Consider the following 16,359-nt stretch of genomic DNA (forward strand, 5'->3'; position numbering starts at 1 on the left):
GCCAGCGCGGAAGGCACGGTTCATCCGGCACTCAGATCAATAAGTGCTGCACTTCACAGTTCGTCACGATCCGGCTTCGCCGCCGACTGCACAGGTGGCTGCCAGGTCGACTTCAATCGCCCGCGAAATTGCCAGTAGCCGTCGGTGTCCACGACCTCAAGCCGACCAACACCGGCGAGCGCGGCGAGGTAAGCCGCCACCCCGTCCTTTGCCTCCTCGTTGAACAAGGCCGTTTCCTGCGGCGAGAAGCTGGGGGTGAATTTGAACAGGGCTCCGCCACGACCGGTGAAATAACAACTGCCCCCGGAGACGCCGCTCTTTTTCACGACGTCTCTGCAAAACCACAGATCGGCCAGCGCCAGGTTGTCCATCAGTAGACGATCAGACGCAGTGGGGTCCCACACGAACAGGTTGAAGCGTTTGTAGAACTGATGAACAGCCACCCATTTGTAGTCCTGCGGAAAAACCGGCAACAGCAAGGGCTGCGCGCCCGGCACGGTGACCGGTGCAATGGGCCCGCCCGGTCCTGAGTAAAACAGCGCACTGACAGCCCCACTCTCGACGCCGTCCTCAAGCGGCTCGACAGCCACGAACGACGATGACGCCGGGTGTATCAGCACGCCACCCAGATACTGCTGGCCGATGTATTCGCCAATCTGACTTTGGGCCGAGCGAGCCGCATCATCGGCATGTGCGAATACAGGCCCGAGAGCAAAGCGGTTATCCGACGCCCACCTCACCAACCCGATGCCGGTTTTGACACCCCGGGCATCAACCCTGAACGGCGACCAGAAAGCACTGCGCACCACGACCTGCAATTCACCGTTGGCGATCACTTTGCGCAGATACTCGAACAGCGACTCCTGCCCTGATTGCACAATTCTCTCGTAGGCCTGCGTGGTATGAAACAAGGTCCATTCCGGGGCCTTGCTCCTAGGGGCGTAACGCAACAAGGCGCCATCGGAGCAGGACAAGTAGACGTTGAGGTACGTGGATCCTTCAGCCGTGCGCACACCGACAGCATCCAGCCCGTAGGACAGATCCCGAGGCGATATGAAGCTGTGCGTCACGTCATGGGGCAATCGTCCCGGACGGGTCGACGGACACAAATAGAGGCCCTCGACTCGATACCCCAACGGTAATAAACCTTCGGGAAACACCCGCTCGACCGTGAGATGCCCTTGTCCCCCGTCGATCGGCAACGTCGTCACGTACCGTTCACCGTTCAGCGCCTTGAGCACAAAGCCGAACATCAGGCTGGCACGGGCGCCCACCGTGCGATGGACATGCCGCACGGCGTCGTCCATCTGTGTGAAGACCGGGCTGAGCGCCGGCTCGGCAATGGCAAATCGCTTCACTTGCGACGAAACAATGCCGGGATAAGCACTCCAGTGCGACAGTGGCCTGGCCTCTCCCCACAGTCGGCTCCCCTGAACCACTTGCAACCGCCCGGCGCTTGCAACCTGATTGACGTATTCACTCGGGGTTCGCGTACCGTTGCGCATGTACAGTTCAATCGGTGTGTGCTGGCGCTGCAACGGGCTGGGTGGCGCCAATGCCCGGGCGAGCTGCTTTTCGCTGGCACTTGCACTGAGGGTGTAGCTGATCAGGCTGCCGTCGAGCCCCAGCAGGTATTCCTTGCCGGGCGACAGAGACGGGGAGCGCCCGGAGCCGGTCAGGATGTCCGCCAGAAAGTCGGTAGAAAACATGTTCAGATACACGTCCCGTTCGCGGTTCGACAGGGCGAAAATCGGTTCGATCTGAATTCGGGAATGGTAGCGGGCGACGACCGTACTCCCTGCCAAAAACAACCCCTGTTCAGCCAACTCGTCCAGACGAATCCAGCTGGCAGGGAAGTTCTCGACTTCGACGGCCACCGGCAACGTTGCGACAAACAAACCGTCGGCGCGACGCAGCACCAGGCCACCGTAGACCCGCTCACGCCGCGCGCCCAACTTCGCCAGCGCAAAGCGCGCGGCATCGTCCTGCGACAGAAAGACCGGGCTGAGCGCTCGCCGCTGGATCTGCGCGAAAGGTTTCCAGTCAGGACCGACACTGCCCGGCTCGTCCCACAGTTCACTGGTGCGTAGCACCTTCAGTTCGCCGGCCTTGGCGACCATTTGAATGACGCTGGCATAGGGTGGTGTTTCCTTGCCCAATGCTGACGTCAGTTGCTGCACCCCCTTATTGTCGAATTGTGTTGAAGAGGCCGAGTATTGGTACTGCAACAATGCCCCATCCAGTGTCGCGATAAAAATCTTCAGGTCCTGAAAATGCGTCAGACGTTGCGTGCCCTTGTCGTCGTATATCGCTGCTGCCAGATCGCTGACGGGCGCTAAATGCCGGGCTAACCAGGCGTCCGTTGTTGATGACCCTTTAGGCATCCAGCTTGCCGCGTAGTAAAGCCCGAGGGTCCTAAACTCGTCGATCAACACGGGAGCGCCGAAGTCGCTCGCCTGGTTGAGCGTCCCCAGGCGCCCGGTCGTAACCGTTTCGGTCGCCACGTACTCCTCGCGCTCTTTGTGCTTGAGGATAAACCCCCAACCCGCCGCGGCTGCGCGGTAGTCGAGCCGGGCTCGATGACGGGCGTTCAGCACCGCGTCTTCGGCGCTGGTAAAAATTGCCCCCAGCGCCGGAGCGGAGATGTCTGTGCGGGTGGCCTCGTTATCTGGTTCATCACCCAGCAGCGCTCCCCGCGGCCCCCACACGTCGCTGCCGACCACCACACGCAATCTGCCCGTGCCGGCCAGTTCATCGACCACTGCACCGGGCTCCAGAGTGCCGGCCGTCAGCTCCCGATCTATTAGCGTGTTGCCATCAGCGAGTACGGCCACCCGCTGCTGCAGGCGGTTGCGAGCCGCCACTTTCGATACGTCGGGGCTATAAACCAATAGAGAGTCGGCCGAGCCAGACAGGTAAAAATCGACAACATGCGCGTGGCTGTCGAACATCGAGCGAATGTCTTCGGCGGTAAACATTTGCACGTGCGTCAGTTGCCCGTGCAAGTCTGTACGTGTGATGCCCACGGCATCGGCTTGCCAGCGCGAAGCGTAAAGCCCATGAAACGAGTGCCCCTGGACCAGCACAATCGGTGCGCCGTTAGCGTCGAGGGGGCAAAGCATGTCCAGTGCGAACCGTTTTGCGGCAAACACCGGCTCGGTGGCGACGAAGCGTTTGTTTCGATCCTGCAAAATCATCCCGACAAAGCCCTGTTCACGCCGGCTGCCGATGTACTCATGGGCAAAACGTGCGGCATCGTCCGCCATGAGGAACGCAGGACTCAAACGCCGCGACCTGGCATAGGCTTGCCAGTCAGGGCCAACGATCCCGACCACATCCCACAACGCGCTGTCCTTCAGCACCGTCAGCTCGCCGGCTGCGACCACCAGCCTGATGTAGTCCGCAGGCTTGAGCGTGCCAGCCTGCAGTCGGACATGGAAATCCGCGCTGTCCTTCAGCGGAGCTTCACGCTGGTGCGCCGAGGGGCGGTACTGCAACACGGCACCGTCGCGGGTCCGGGCGTACACTTTCAGGTAGTCCGGGTATTCCTGCCGGTGAACATCCCACAGCGAAAATTTGATGCCCGCCGCCAATTCGTCCGGTGAAAAAAACCGCTCATAAAGCCAGGGCTCACTGGCACTCTGAGCCGCATCGCCCTGCGGCACGAAGTAAACGCCGTTCAAGTCGAAATCGAGCAGGCGCTCCAGCGTGCGATCAGCTTTCATCGGAAAAGTCTTGAACAATTCGGCTGCCGGCTCGCTGGAAAGTACCGGATAGGTCGCCATGCACTCCGAGCTGTCGGCAGAGGTCACAACAAACCCAAGATAAACGCTGCCGGTGGACAGGGTTACTGTCGCGGCGGCGGCTTCGATGGCCTTGTCCACTTGGTTGAACACCGCACAAAAAAACGGTTGTACCGGGGTCGGACTTCGCACCGCTGCGGTACCGAGCGTCCAGTTCGCCGGCACGTTTCCTCTTACGCCGCCCCACGGCGCATTGGCGACCAGTACGCTCAGCGTGCCGGTCTGGGCAATTTTTTGAATCAGGTGTTCAACGTCGGAGAACGGACCGAAAGCCTTGAACCCTTGCTCAAAGAGTTTTTTCTCTTCTGCCGGCTGAGTGGACTCGTACTTGATCAGTGAACCATCCGGACCCGACAGATAATGACGCTGGCCATAGGCACCCGGGTCCTGCATATGACTCAGAATATGTCCTCTGGAAAAAAATCCGAGGCTCAACGTGATCTGCTCGCTCGTCCAGCCTGGGTGAACACGCAGGACTTCAGCGTGATTGGCCGAATGGGACAGGTAATACGCCGCGCCACTGTAGCCCGGTGGAGCAAACAGCTCTCGGGGGGCTTCAGTAGACAGCAGGAAGTCGAATTCGAAATGCCCCATCCTCCCCGCCACTGGCAACGTGGGCTGAAATTTTCCGTCGCCACGCTGCACGATTACACCGCCGTAAGCCTTGTCGCGGCGCGCGCCGATCTGCCGGTGAGCCCAGTAGGCCGCGTCGTCCGCGCTGGTGAATGTCGGCCCCAGGGCAGGAAAGGTTGCCGCCCTTCGGGGTGTTGAAGGTGTGCTGATTGAGGTGCCGTTCATGTGCTGCTCACTCGATTGAGAAGCCACGATGATCAGGATCCCGGAGCGCAGCAGGTGGTACATATGTATCGCCCTCCGGTGTTGCGCTTTTTACGCAGCCAGCACCAATGCTGCGCACGCCGGCGCACCGAAAATAAATCTGTCCCCTTTCTGACGAGTTTATTTTTTGTTTAATTGATGTGTCGAAATCTGGAAGTTTCCCACGGCTTTTTCAGGTTGTTCGTCGGACGTGGGCTGTCTAGTCTGGGGCTGTCACTGAAGACTCAGTGATCGGGTGTGAGAACCCGGACAGGTTTCAATCCAACGCTAGCTCCACCATAATTGCCGCCAGCTTATTCGCTGCCGGCAATGACTATGGCGGCTGTGTGCGGGCGGACTTCGGTTCGGCCGGGTTGATTCCTACCGGTTTCTCACTCCGCACATAGCTGCCACCCCTTCGTCGCGTGAGAAACGACAAGTGATGGCTCCAATTGCTTCAAGGGAATCATTACCATGACTAAGAAAATCGTACCCGATCCACCCATCGACACCACCACGCCCGAACCCGAAACATCTCGCGACGAAGACCTGCTCCGAGACCGCGAAGCCATCAAACGCGCCCTCGACTACTACCTGGATCCGCCTGCGCTCTACACCGAAAAACCCCGCCGCCCCAGCACGATGTACATGATCGCCCCGGACAACGACAGCGAAAGCCTGTTGGTCCATGCTTGTGAATCCCTGGCGTCCGCCAGTGTCCTGGCCAGCGACTTCGCCGCCGACCTGATCGGCCCGCAGCGCCACAAGGCGATGGCCATCCAGCAGATCATCATGCTCGCCGAACTGGCGGTGAACCGCGCGGTGGATAAGGTCGTTCCCACTTGAATACACCGCAAGAAAAAATGTGGGAGTGAGGCTGCTCGCTCCCACCGGGGCTCAACATTCCTTACACTGCGCATCTCACGACCCTCAGGATGAGCCTCATGCTGAAATCTGTTTTCCTGTCGTTGCTGGTATTCGGCTCCAGCGCCGCAATGGCCGATACCACCGTCGATGTCTCGAAGATTTACGGCAAGATCCAATTCGTCGACAGCTTTCCGGACTACAAGGTGCAGGTGGTGAACTCCTTTCCCGATCTGAAGGTGCAGCAGGTCGACTCTTTTGCGGACTCGCCGGGCAAGTGGAAAACCGTCGACAGCTTCCCTGATTACAAAATCCAGATCGTCGATTCCTTCCCCGATTTCAAGATCCAATACGTCGACTCATTTCCCGGCCCCAACTGAACCCTTCTGCATCACCGCTGCCGCCACGCGGCAGCACCACAATGACGCACACCCTCGCACCACCGCCCCGCCCTCGTCCCTTCATGGTGCGCCGCCACCGCGCGCGAGCGCTCTAAAACGACATTTCCCTGCCTTTTGCCGACCGGGCACAGCCTTTGCAAAACACCCTTCAGTAGTCCGCATCTGCCAACCAAAAAAATTCATAAGTTCATGGAGATCGCACAATGAAGCGTCGTAGCTTGATCAAGGCTTTCACACTCTCGGCAAGCATTGCCGCGATGGGCATGACCTGGACTGTCCAGGCCGCCGAGACCATCAAGGTCGGGATTCTGCATTCGTTGTCCGGCACCATGGCGATCTCCGAAACGTCGCTCAAAGACATGGCGTTGATGACCATCGACGAGATCAACGCCAAGGGCGGCGTGAACGGCAAGATGCTGGAACCGGTGGTGGTGGACCCGGCCTCGAATTGGCCGCTGTTCGCTGAAAAGGGCCGGCAGTTGCTGACTCAAGACAAGGTTGCGGTGGTGTTCGGCTGCTGGACGTCGGTGTCGCGTAAATCGGTGTTGCCGGTGTTCGAAGAGCTCAACGGCTTGCTGTTCTACCCGGTGCAGTACGAAGGCGAAGAGATGTCGCCGAACGTGTTCTACACCGGCGCCGCGCCAAACCAGCAGGCGATTCCCGCCGTTGAATACCTGATGAGCGAAGAAGGTGGCAGCGCCAAGCGTTACTTCCTGCTCGGCACCGACTACGTCTACCCGCGCACCACCAACAAAATCCTGCGCTCGTTCCTGCATTCGAAAGGCGTGGCGGACAAGGACATCGAAGAGGTCTACACCCCGTTCGGCCACGCCGATTACCAGACCATCGTCGCCAACATCAAAAAATTCTCCGCCGGCGGCAAGACAGCCGTCATCTCGACCGTCAACGGCGACTCCAACGTGCCGTTCTATAAAGAGCTGGCCAACCAGGGTTTGAAAGCCACCGACGTTCCGGTCGTGGCGTTCTCCGTCGGCGAAGAAGAACTGCGCGGCATCGACACCAAACCGCTGGTGGGCAACCTTGCGGCGTGGAACTACTTCGAATCGGTCGAGAACCCGCAGAACGCGAAATTCGTCGCCGACTGGAAAGCCTACGCCAAGAAACACAACCTGCCGGGCGCCGACAAAGCGGTGACCAACGACCCGATGGAAGCCACCTATGTCGGCATTCACATGTGGGCGCAAGCGGCGGAAAAAGCCAAGTCCACCGACGTCGACAAAGTCCGCGAAGCCCTCGCCGGCCAGACCTTTGCCGCGCCGTCCGGCTACACCCTGACCATGGACAAGACCAATCACCACCTGCACAAACCGGTGATGATCGGCGAGATCCAGGCCGATGGTCAGTTCAACGTGGTGTGGCAGACCGAAGGCCCGATCCGCGCCCAGCCGTGGAGCCCGTTTATCGATGGCAACGACAAGAAGCCGGATTATGCGATGAAGAGCAACTAAGCCACTGGATGTCGGGCCTGGGCATGGAGCCCAGGCCCGACATAAATCCCTGTGGGAGCTGGCTTGCCTGCGATGGCATCACCTCGGAGCATCAGACACACCGAGTCGTCTGCATCGCAGGCACGCCAGCTCCCACAATGTCCGTGTCAAGGCGACTACCTATGCCCTCCGCCCTTTATCGTCTGATTCTCGCCATTGCGCTTTTGCTGCCGGCAACCTCCTTTGCCAGCGACACCGAAGACTTCGTCGCCGCCCCCCCCGTGCAGCAAGCCAAACTGCTGGAAGCCTGGGCCGCGCAGCCCGACCCGGCCCGTATCGAACTGATCAACGCCCTGCAACAAGGCGAACTGACTGTCGACGGCCAAACCAAAACCCTGCGCCTGAACAATCGCCTGCGGGGTCTGATCGACACCGCACTGGCCAGCCATCAACTGCTCGCCGCCGACCCGAAAACCCGTCTGGCCGCCGCGCAGCAGCTGCAGAAAAGCGCCAAACCCGCGCAGCTGACATTCCTCGACCAGCAACTGGCCGGCGAAAAAGACGAAAGCGTCCACGCCGCCCTCAGCCTCGCCCTGGCCAATCTGCAACTGGTCGACACCGACCCCGCTGTGCGCCTCGCTGCGGTGCGTTTGCTCGGTGAAACCGGCGACCCGCTCGCCCGTACCCGCCTCGAAACCTTGCTCGAACCGGGCGTCGAAGCCGACGTCGCCGTGCGCACCGCCGCCGAAACCAGCCTCGCCCAAGTCAAACGCAAACTGCTGATCGGCGAGTTGCTCGGCCAAGCCTTCAGCGGCATGTCGCTCGGTTCGATCCTGCTGCTCGCCGCCCTCGGTCTGGCGATCACGTTCGGCCTGCTCGGCGTGATCAACATGGCCCACGGCGAGATGCTGATGCTCGGCGCGTACTCGACGTATGTGGTGCAGATGATGTTCCAGCGCTACGCCCCGCAAGCCATCGAGTTCTACCCGCTGATCGCGTTGCCGGTCGCATTCTTCGTCACCGCCGCCATCGGCATGGCGCTGGAGCGCACGGTGATTCGTCACCTCTATGGCCGCCCATTGGAAACCTTGCTCGCCACCTGGGGCATCAGCCTGATGCTGATTCAGCTGGTGCGCCTGGTGTTCGGCGCGCAGAACGTTGAAGTGGCCAACCCGGCGTGGTTGTCGGGCGGGATTCAAGTGCTGCCCAACCTCGTGCTGCCGTACAACCGCATCGTGATCATCGCGTTTGCGCTGTTTGTGGTGGTGCTGACCTGGCTGCTGCTGAACAAGACGCGCCTGGGTTTGAATGTGCGCGCCGTCACCCAGAATCGCAACATGGCCGCCTGCTGTGGCGTGCCGACCGGGCGCGTGGACATGCTCGCCTTCGGTCTCGGCTCGGGCATCGCCGGCCTCGGTGGCGTAGCGCTGAGCCAGATCGGCAACGTCGGTCCGGACCTCGGCCAAAGCTACATCATCGACTCGTTCCTGGTGGTGGTGCTCGGCGGTGTCGGCCAATTGGCCGGTAGCGTGCTCGCCGCGTTCGGCCTCGGCATCGCCAACAAAATTCTCGAACCGCAGATCGGCGCCGTGCTCGGCAAGATCCTGATCCTCGCGCTGATCATTCTGTTCATCCAGAAGCGTCCGCAAGGCCTCTTCGCACTGAAAGGACGGGTGATCGACTGATGAACCAGCCCCTGCTCGTTACCGCTACACAAAAAGCCGGCCCCACAGTCACGATCGCGGTCGGCGCGGTGATTCTCGCGCTGCTGCTGGCGTTGCCGCTGCTGTCGCTGTTGTCGCCGATCAGTGTGTTTCACGTCTCGGCCTACACCCTGACGCTGGTGGGCAAGATTCTTTGCTACGCCATCGTCGCGCTGGCGCTGGACCTGGTCTGGGGATACGCCGGCCTGCTGTCCCTCGGCCACGGCCTGTTCTTCGCCCTCGGCGGTTACGCGATGGGCATGTACTTGATGCGCCAGGCCTCGGGCGATGGCTTGCCGGCGTTCATGACCTTCCTGTCGTGGACCGAATTGCCGTGGTACTGGACCGGCACCAGCAGCTTCCTCTGGGCCATGTGCCTGGTGGTATTGGCGCCGGGATTGCTGGCGCTGGTGTTCGGCTTCTTCGCCTTCCGCTCGCGGATCAAGGGCGTGTATTTCTCGATCATGACCCAGGCCCTGACCTTCGCTGGAATGCTGCTGTTCTTCCGCAACGAGACCGGGTTTGGCGGCAACAACGGCTTCACTAATTTCCGCACCATTCTCGGTTTCGGCATCACCGAACCCGGCACTCGCGCCGTGCTGTTTTTCGCCACGGTGGTGTTGCTGGTGGCAAGCCTGTTCATCGGCTGGCGCCTGGCGCAGAGCAAGTTCGGCCGGGTGCTGACCGCACTGCGCGATGCGGAAAACCGCCTGATGTTCTGCGGCTACGACCCGCGCGGTTTCAAGCTGTTTGTCTGGGTGTTGAGTGCGGTGTTGTGCGGTCTGGCCGGGGCGTTGTACGTGCCGCAGGTCGGGATCATCAACCCGAGTGAAATGTCGCCGACCAACTCGATTGAAGCGGCGGTCTGGGTGGCCCTTGGTGGTCGCGGCACGCTGATCGGTCCACTGCTGGGCGCCGGCGTGGTCAACGGCATGAAGAGCTGGTTCACCGTGGCGTTTCCGGAGTACTGGCTGTTTTTCCTCGGTGCCCTGTTCATCGTCGTGACCTTGTACCTGCCGAAGGGCGTGATCGGTCTGCTGAAGAAAAGGGGCGAACAATGAGAATCACACCCACGGCGGAATTCATGCTCGAACCAGCCTTTTTTCCCGTAGAGCCAAACAAGGACGCCGGCACCAGCCGCGACGCCATCAGTCACGGCCAACGCGTCGGCCCCGGCCTCGACACCCGCCACGGCACGATCCTGACCCTGGAAGACATCAGCGTCAGCTTCGACGGCTTCAAGGCGCTGAACAACCTGAACCTGTACATCGGCGTCGGCGAGTTGCGCTGCATCATCGGCCCCAATGGCGCCGGCAAGACCACGCTGATGGACGTGATCACCGGCAAGACCCGGCCAAGCCACGGCAAGGCCTGGTTCGGTGAAACCCTGGACCTGACGCAGATGAGCGAAGTGCAGATCGCCCAGGCCGGTATCGGTCGCAAGTTTCAGAAGCCGACGGTGTTCGAAGCGTTGAGCGTGTTCGAGAACCTGGAGCTGGCGCAGAAAACCGACAAATCAGTGTGGGCCAGCCTGCGTGCGCGCCTTACTGGTGAGCAGAAAGATCGCATCACTGACGTGCTGGAAACCATTCGCCTGACCACGTCGGTCAATCGGCCGGCGGGGTTGTTGTCCCACGGTCAGAAGCAGTTTCTGGAGATCGGCATGCTGCTGATGCAAGACCCGCAACTGCTGCTGCTCGACGAGCCGGTGGCGGGCATGACTGACGCTGAAACCGAATTTACCGCAGAACTGTTCAAGACCCTGGCGGGCAAGCATTCGTTGATGGTGGTGGAACACGACATGGGGTTTGTGGGTTCGATTGCCGACCACGTCACCGTGTTGCACCAGGGCAGCGTGCTGGCGGAAGGGTCGCTGGAGCAGGTGCAGGCCGATGAGCGAGTGATCGAGGTGTATCTCGGTCGCTGAACCTGCACACGCAAAACCTGTGGGAGCTGGCTTGCCTGCGATGAGGCCAGCATATCCAACAATGACGTTAACTGTCCCACCCCCATCGCAGGCAAGCCAGCTCCCACAGGGTTCTGTGTGAAACAGAAGGAATTCAGCAATGCTGCAAGTCGACAAGCTGCACCAGTATTACGGCGGTAGCCACATCCTGCGCGGCCTGACGTTTGACGTGAAAGTCGGCGAAGTCACCTGCCTGCTCGGACGCAACGGCGTCGGCAAAACCACCCTGCTCAAATGCCTGATGGGGTTGCTCCCGGCCAAGGAAGGTGCGGTGAACTGGGAAGGCAACCCGATCACAACCTTCAAGCCACATCAACGCGTGCATGCCGGGATCGCCTACGTGCCGCAGGGCCGCGAGATTTTCGGTCGGCTGACCGTCGAAGAAAACCTGCTGATGGGCCTGTCACGCTTCCCTGGCAGCGAAGCCAAGGAAGTCCCGGCGTTCATCTACGAGCTGTTCCCGGTGCTGCTGCAAATGAAGCAACGGCGCGGCGGTGACTTGTCCGGCGGTCAACAACAGCAATTGGCGATCGGCCGGGCGCTGGCCAGCCGTCCTCGCCTGTTGATCCTCGATGAGCCCACCGAAGGCATCCAGCCATCGGTGATCAAGGAAATCGGTGCGGTGATCAAGAAGCTCGCGGCTCGGGGCGACATGGCGATTTTGCTGGTGGAACAGTTCTACGATTTCGCCGCCGAACTGGCCGATCAATACCTGGTGATGTCCCGGGGTGAGATCGTGCAACAGGGTCGCGGTGAACATATGGAAGCCGAAGGTGTGCGCGGTCTAGTCACGATTTAAGGCTACGATCTAATCTGTAGCGTCCTAACGATAATTAGAAACTATGAATGTACCTCTTCCTGCTGTCCTGTTTACCCCGAGCTGGCACGCCGAGCTGGAGCTGGGCTATGCCCGTTTCGGCGACAGCACGCGTCCGGTCCAGCGCCGCCACAAAGGCCCGCTGCGGGTGCAAAAGCACTTGTATGCCGAAGGCCCCGAGGTCTGTCAGCACATCATCGTGCACCCGCCGGGCGGGATTGCAGGCGGTGATCGGCTGGACATCTCGGCCAGTGTCGGCGCGAAGGCCTGGGCGCAAATCACCAGCCCCGGCGCGGCCAAGTGGTACCGCGCGGCAGGCCCGGCCTATCAGCAACTGGATCTGAAAGTCGCGGCTGGCGGAACGCTGGAGTGGTTGCCGCAGGAGACGATTATCTTCAGCGATGCCCAAGCCGAATTGAGCACCTCGATTGAGCTGGAAGGTGACGCGCGGCTGTTCTACTGGGACGTTGTGGCGCTGGGTCGCCCGGCCAGTGGCGAGCGTTTTGACCTCGGGCATTTCCAGGCGCGGCTGGACATTCGCCGCGACGGCCAGTTGCTCTGGCACGAACGCCAGCGCATTGTCGGGAATGACGGGTTGCTGGATTCGCCGATTGGTCTTGATGGTCAACCGGTGTTTGCGACGTTGCTGGTCACCGGGGAGATCGACAGTGAACAGCTGGAAACCTGTCGATCGCTGCCCAATGACGTACGCGGGGATTTGACCCAGTTGCCGGGGCTGTTGGTGGCCCGGTGCCTGGCCAGTGAAGCGCTGTTGGCGCGCGGCTGGTTGATTGAATTGTGGCGATTGCTCAGGCCTGCGCTGCTTGGCCGGGAAGCGGTCCCACCGAGAATATGGAGCACCTGAAACACGATCCCACAGGGGATTGGTGTTTACAGATCTGAAATTTTTTATCTGCCCAGATGGATTCCAACGATGGACCTGACACCACGCGAAAAAGACAAGCTGCTGATCTTCACCGCCGGCCTCGTGGCCGAGCGGCGTTTGGCGCGCGGCGTGAAACTCAATTACCCGGAAGCCATGGCCTACATCTCCGCCGCCCTGCTCGAAGGTGCGCGTGACGGCCAGACCGTGGCCGACTTGATGCACTTCGGCACCACGCTGCTGACCCGCGAACAAGTCATGGAAGGGATTCCAGAAATGATCCCGGAGATCCAGGTTGAAGCGACGTTCCCCGACGGCACCAAGCTGGTCACCGTCCACCAACCCATCGCCTGAGGAGCCGCCATGACTTACCACATCCGTGACGCGGTGCATGCCGACTTGCCGGCGATCCGCGACATCTACAACGACGCGGTGCTCAACACCACGGCGATCTGGAATGAACAGGCCGTTGATCTCGGCAATCGCCAGGCCTGGTTCAGCGCCCGGCAAGCCCAGGGTTATCCGATTCTGGTGATTGTCGACGGTGACAACAGCGTGCTGGGCTACGCTTCATTTGGTGACTGGCGGCCTTTCGATGGTTTCCGCCACACCGTCGAGCACTCGGTGTACGTGCGCAGCGATCAGCGCGGTAACGGCCTCGGCCCGAAACTGATGACGGTGCTGATCGAACGCGCCAAAGGTTGCGACAAGCATGTGATGGTCGCTGCCATCGAAAGCGGCAACGCCGCTTCCATTCGTCTGCATGACCGCGTCGGGTTCATCACCACCGGGCAAATGCCCCAAGTGGGCACCAAGTTCGGCCGCTGGCTGGACCTGACCTTCATGCAACTGACCCTCAATCCCGGCGCGCAGCCGCCTGTCGCCAGCAAGGAGTAACGCCCGATGAACGCCGCCCAACTGCGACGCGTCAATGTTGAAAGCTTTGCGCACTACCGCCAGGGTTTGATTGATCTGCTGCTCGACGCCGTGGGTTATGGCGCCAGCGTCGGGTTCATGGCCAATCTGGACGCGACTCAGGCCCGCGCCTATTTCGATGAAGTCCAGGAGAACCTGAACAAGGGCAGCGTGCTGCTGTGGGTGGTGGTTCGCGACGAACAAGTGGAAGCCAGTGTGCAACTGACCCTGTGCCAGAAAGCCAATGGCCTGAACCGCGCCGAAGTGCAAAAACTGCTGGTGCGTGAACACGCGCGTCGTCGTGGTCTGGGCCAACAGTTGATGAGCGCGCTGGAACAGGCCGCGCTCCAGCACAAGCGCGGCATGCTCTACCTCGACACCGAAGCCGGCTCCCCCGCCGAAGATTTCTATAAGGCATTGGGTTATACCCGGGCGGGCGAGATCCCCGACTACGCGTGCGACCCGAGCGGGCGCTACAAACCGACCGCGCTCTACTACAAGATTCTGCAAGGAGCCCATTGATGATTCCCGGTGAATACCAGATCCAGCCCGGCGACATCGAACTCAACGTTGGCCGCCGCACCGTCAGTCTGAAGGTAGCCAACAGCGGCGACCGGCCGATCCAGGTCGGCTCGCATTACCACTTTTTCGAAACCAACGACGCCTTGACCTTCGACCGCGCCGCCAGCCGCGGCATGCGCCTGAACATCCCGGCGGGCACCGCGGTGCGTTTTGAGCCGGGACAAAGTCGCGAGGTCGAGCTGGTCGATCTGGCCGGGCATCGCCGGGTGTTCGGGTTTGCCGGCAGGATCATGGGTGACCTCGACTGATTACTGCAGTGCGTCCAAAAAGATCGCAGCCTCGTTTCACTCGACAGCGGCTACAAGACCGCGTGCAACCACAAACGTGTGTGAGCACCTGTAGGAGCTGTCGAGCGCAGCGAGGCTGCGATAGCGAGCTATGCGAGCGGTCTCAAAAACAATCGAATCCCAAGGCAAGCCCATGAAAATTTCTAAACAGGCCTACGCCGACATGTTCGGCCCCACCGTCGGCGACAAGGTTCGCCTCGCCGACACCGAACTGTGGATTGAAGTCGAAAAAGACTTCACCACCTACGGCGAAGAAGTGAAATTCGGCGGCGGCAAAGTCATCCGCGACGGCCAGGGCCAGAGCCAACTGTTGGCCGCAGACGTCGTCGACACGGTGATCACCAACGCGCTGATTATCGACCACTGGGGCATTGTCAAAGCCGACGTCGGCCTCAAGAATGGCCGCGTGGCGGGCATCGGCAAGGCCGGCAACCCGGACGTGCAGCCGAACGTGACCATCGCCATCGGCGCCGGTACCGAAGTCATCGCCGGTGAAGGGATGATTCTCACCGCTGGCGGCATCGACACCCACATCCACTTCATTTGCCCACAGCAAATCGAAGAGGCGCTGATGAGCGGCGTCACCACCATGATCGGCGGCGGCACCGGCCCGGCGACGGGCACCAACGCGACGACCTGCACCTCCGGGCCGTGGCACCTGGCGCGCATGCTTCAGGCCGCCGACGCGTTCCCGATGAACATCGGCCTCACCGGCAAGGGCAACGCCAGCCTGCCGGAGCCCTTGATCGAACAGGTCAAGGCCGGCGCCATCGGCCTCAAACTGCATGAAGACTGGGGCACCACGCCGGCGAGCATCGACAACTGCCTGAGCGTCGCCGACCAGTACGACGTGCAGGTGGCGATCCACACCGACACCCTCAACGAATCCGGCTTCGTCGAAACCACCCTCGCCGCGTTCAAAGGCCGCACCATCCACACCTACCACACCGAAGGTGCGGGCGGCGGTCATGCCCCGGACATCATCAAGGCCTGCGGCTTTGCCAATGTGCTGCCGAGCTCGACCAACCCGACACGGCCGTTCACCCGCAACACCATCGACGAGCACCTCGACATGTTGATGGTCTGCCATCACCTGGACCCGAGCATTGCCGAAGACGTGGCCTTCGCCGAAAGCCGTATCCGCCGCGAGACGATTGCCGCCGAAGACATCCTCCACGACCTTGGCGCGTTCTCGATGATCAGCTCCGACAGCCAGGCCATGGGCCGCGTTGGCGAGGTCATCACGCGCACCTGGCAAACCGCCGACAAGATGAAAAAGCAACGCGGCCCACTACCCGGTGATGGCGAAGGCAACGACAACTTCCGCGCCAAGCGCTACATCGCCAAGTACACCATCAACCCGGCGATCACCCATGGCATCAGCCATGAAGTGGGCTCGGTCGAAGTGGGTAAATGGGCGGATCTGGTGCTGTGGCGGCCGGCGTTTTTTGGCGTCAAGCCGACCTTGATCCTCAAGGGCGGAGCTATTGCGGCCAGCCTGATGGGCGACGCCAATGCGTCAATTCCGACGCCGCAACCGGTGCATTACCGCCCGATGTTTGCCAGCTACGGCGGTTCGTTGCACGCCACCAGCCTGACCTTTATCAGCCAGGCCGCGCAGGAGGCGGGCCTGCCTGAGGCGTTGGGTTTGAAGAAAAAAATCGCAGTGGTCAAAGGGTGCCGCGAGGTGCAGAAAACCGACTTGATTCACAACGATTACCTGCCGACGATCGATGTCGACCCACAGACCTATCAAGTCAAAGCCGACGGCGTGCTGCTCTGGTGTGAGCCCGCGGATGTGCTGCCGATGGCCCAGCGATATTTCCTGTTTTGATCGTTCGATCGGTCTGATCATTCCCGGGGACCTGGCGTAC

The 16,359-nt window shown here is 60.9% G+C and carries 14 protein-coding genes; 13 read left to right on the forward strand and 1 reads right to left on the reverse strand.

Annotation, left to right across the window (positions count from 1 at the left end):
• Nucleotides 1–53: 53 nt before the first annotated feature.
• Nucleotides 54–4,664, reverse strand: a complete 4,611-nt coding sequence (locus tag AB4N43_RS13655; protein WP_460154152.1) for a hypothetical protein — start codon at nt 4,662–4,664, stop codon at nt 54–56.
• Between the two features lie 429 nt (nt 4,665–5,093).
• Here AB4N43_RS13655 and AB4N43_RS13660 point away from each other — a divergent pair, with 429 nt between their 5' ends.
• The 13 genes from AB4N43_RS13660 (at nt 5,094) to ureC (ending at nt 16,319) form a co-directional block, all read left to right on the forward strand.
• Nucleotides 5,094–5,465 carry a DUF6124 family protein gene (locus AB4N43_RS13660; RefSeq protein WP_410921800.1) on the forward strand — a complete coding sequence of 124 codons (372 nt, stop codon included), beginning with the start codon at nt 5,094–5,096 and terminating at the stop codon, nt 5,463–5,465.
• Between the two features lie 98 nt (nt 5,466–5,563).
• Nucleotides 5,564–5,863: a hypothetical protein gene (locus AB4N43_RS13665; protein WP_194940960.1), complete on the forward strand. Its 300-nt coding sequence runs from the start codon at nt 5,564–5,566 to the stop codon at nt 5,861–5,863.
• Nucleotides 5,864–6,087: 224 nt separating this feature from the next.
• Nucleotides 6,088–7,353, forward strand: coding sequence for an urea ABC transporter substrate-binding protein (gene urtA / locus AB4N43_RS13670; protein WP_027921927.1), 1,266 nt, complete (start codon nt 6,088–6,090; stop codon nt 7,351–7,353).
• A gap of 161 nt (nt 7,354–7,514) precedes the next feature.
• The gene (gene urtB / locus AB4N43_RS13675) at nt 7,515–9,017 is read left to right on the forward strand and encodes an urea ABC transporter permease subunit UrtB (protein WP_460154153.1); all 1,503 of its coding nucleotides are present in this window, start codon (nt 7,515–7,517) and stop codon (nt 9,015–9,017) included.
• Nucleotides 9,017–10,096, forward strand: a complete 1,080-nt coding sequence (gene urtC / locus AB4N43_RS13680; RefSeq protein WP_027921929.1) for an urea ABC transporter permease subunit UrtC — start codon at nt 9,017–9,019, stop codon at nt 10,094–10,096. Before urtB ends, urtC begins: the two co-directional genes overlap by 1 nt.
• Entirely contained in the window at nt 10,093–10,962 is an 870-nt protein-coding gene (gene urtD, locus AB4N43_RS13685) for an urea ABC transporter ATP-binding protein UrtD (protein WP_027921930.1), read from the forward strand. The genes urtC and urtD overlap by 4 nt, the downstream gene beginning before the upstream one ends.
• Nucleotides 10,963–11,101: 139 nt before the next feature.
• Nucleotides 11,102–11,800: an urea ABC transporter ATP-binding subunit UrtE gene (urtE, locus tag AB4N43_RS13690; RefSeq protein WP_027921931.1), complete on the forward strand. Its 699-nt coding sequence runs from the start codon at nt 11,102–11,104 to the stop codon at nt 11,798–11,800.
• 43 nt (nt 11,801–11,843) lie between these two features.
• On the forward strand, nt 11,844–12,683 hold the full coding sequence (locus AB4N43_RS13695) for an urease accessory protein UreD (protein ID WP_460154154.1): 840 nt from the start codon (nt 11,844–11,846) through the stop codon (nt 12,681–12,683).
• Nucleotides 12,684–12,752: 69 nt separating this feature from the next.
• Complete coding sequence (locus tag AB4N43_RS13700) at nt 12,753–13,055, forward strand: urease subunit gamma (RefSeq protein ID WP_007945249.1); 303 nt, start codon at nt 12,753–12,755, stop codon at nt 13,053–13,055.
• 9 nt (nt 13,056–13,064) lie between these two features.
• Entirely contained in the window at nt 13,065–13,598 is a 534-nt protein-coding gene (locus tag AB4N43_RS13705; RefSeq protein WP_027921933.1) for a GNAT family N-acetyltransferase, read from the forward strand.
• A 6-nt stretch (nt 13,599–13,604) separates the two neighbouring features.
• Entirely contained in the window at nt 13,605–14,138 is a 534-nt protein-coding gene (locus tag AB4N43_RS13710) for a GNAT family N-acetyltransferase (RefSeq protein ID WP_027921934.1), read from the forward strand.
• A complete protein-coding gene (locus AB4N43_RS13715; RefSeq protein ID WP_109627750.1) occupies nt 14,138–14,446 on the forward strand; it encodes an urease subunit beta in 309 nt (102 codons plus the stop codon). The genes AB4N43_RS13710 and AB4N43_RS13715 overlap by 1 nt, the downstream gene beginning before the upstream one ends.
• A 172-nt stretch (nt 14,447–14,618) precedes the next feature.
• Nucleotides 14,619–16,319: an urease subunit alpha gene (ureC, locus tag AB4N43_RS13720; RefSeq protein WP_194940964.1), complete on the forward strand. Its 1,701-nt coding sequence runs from the start codon at nt 14,619–14,621 to the stop codon at nt 16,317–16,319.
• Nucleotides 16,320–16,359: the final 40 nt, after the last annotated feature.

Source organism: Pseudomonas sp. S2_B07, assembly GCF_054668435.1.

Coding starts and splice junctions, on each gene's coding strand:
- AB4N43_RS13655 (WP_460154152.1), bottom strand. CDS start 4,664: ATGTACCACCTGCTGCGCTCCGGGATCCTGATCATCGTGGCTTCTCAA.
- AB4N43_RS13660 (WP_410921800.1), top strand. CDS start 5,094: ATGACTAAGAAAATCGTACCCGATCCACCCATCGACACCACCACGCCC.
- AB4N43_RS13665 (WP_194940960.1), top strand. CDS start 5,564: ATGCTGAAATCTGTTTTCCTGTCGTTGCTGGTATTCGGCTCCAGCGCC.
- urtA (WP_027921927.1), top strand. CDS start 6,088: ATGAAGCGTCGTAGCTTGATCAAGGCTTTCACACTCTCGGCAAGCATT.
- urtB (WP_460154153.1), top strand. CDS start 7,515: ATGCCCTCCGCCCTTTATCGTCTGATTCTCGCCATTGCGCTTTTGCTG.
- urtC (WP_027921929.1), top strand. CDS start 9,017: ATGAACCAGCCCCTGCTCGTTACCGCTACACAAAAAGCCGGCCCCACA.
- urtD (WP_027921930.1), top strand. CDS start 10,093: ATGAGAATCACACCCACGGCGGAATTCATGCTCGAACCAGCCTTTTTT.
- urtE (WP_027921931.1), top strand. CDS start 11,102: ATGCTGCAAGTCGACAAGCTGCACCAGTATTACGGCGGTAGCCACATC.
- AB4N43_RS13695 (WP_460154154.1), top strand. CDS start 11,844: ATGAATGTACCTCTTCCTGCTGTCCTGTTTACCCCGAGCTGGCACGCC.
- AB4N43_RS13700 (WP_007945249.1), top strand. CDS start 12,753: ATGGACCTGACACCACGCGAAAAAGACAAGCTGCTGATCTTCACCGCC.
- AB4N43_RS13705 (WP_027921933.1), top strand. CDS start 13,065: ATGACTTACCACATCCGTGACGCGGTGCATGCCGACTTGCCGGCGATC.
- AB4N43_RS13710 (WP_027921934.1), top strand. CDS start 13,605: ATGAACGCCGCCCAACTGCGACGCGTCAATGTTGAAAGCTTTGCGCAC.
- AB4N43_RS13715 (WP_109627750.1), top strand. CDS start 14,138: ATGATTCCCGGTGAATACCAGATCCAGCCCGGCGACATCGAACTCAAC.
- ureC (WP_194940964.1), top strand. CDS start 14,619: ATGAAAATTTCTAAACAGGCCTACGCCGACATGTTCGGCCCCACCGTC.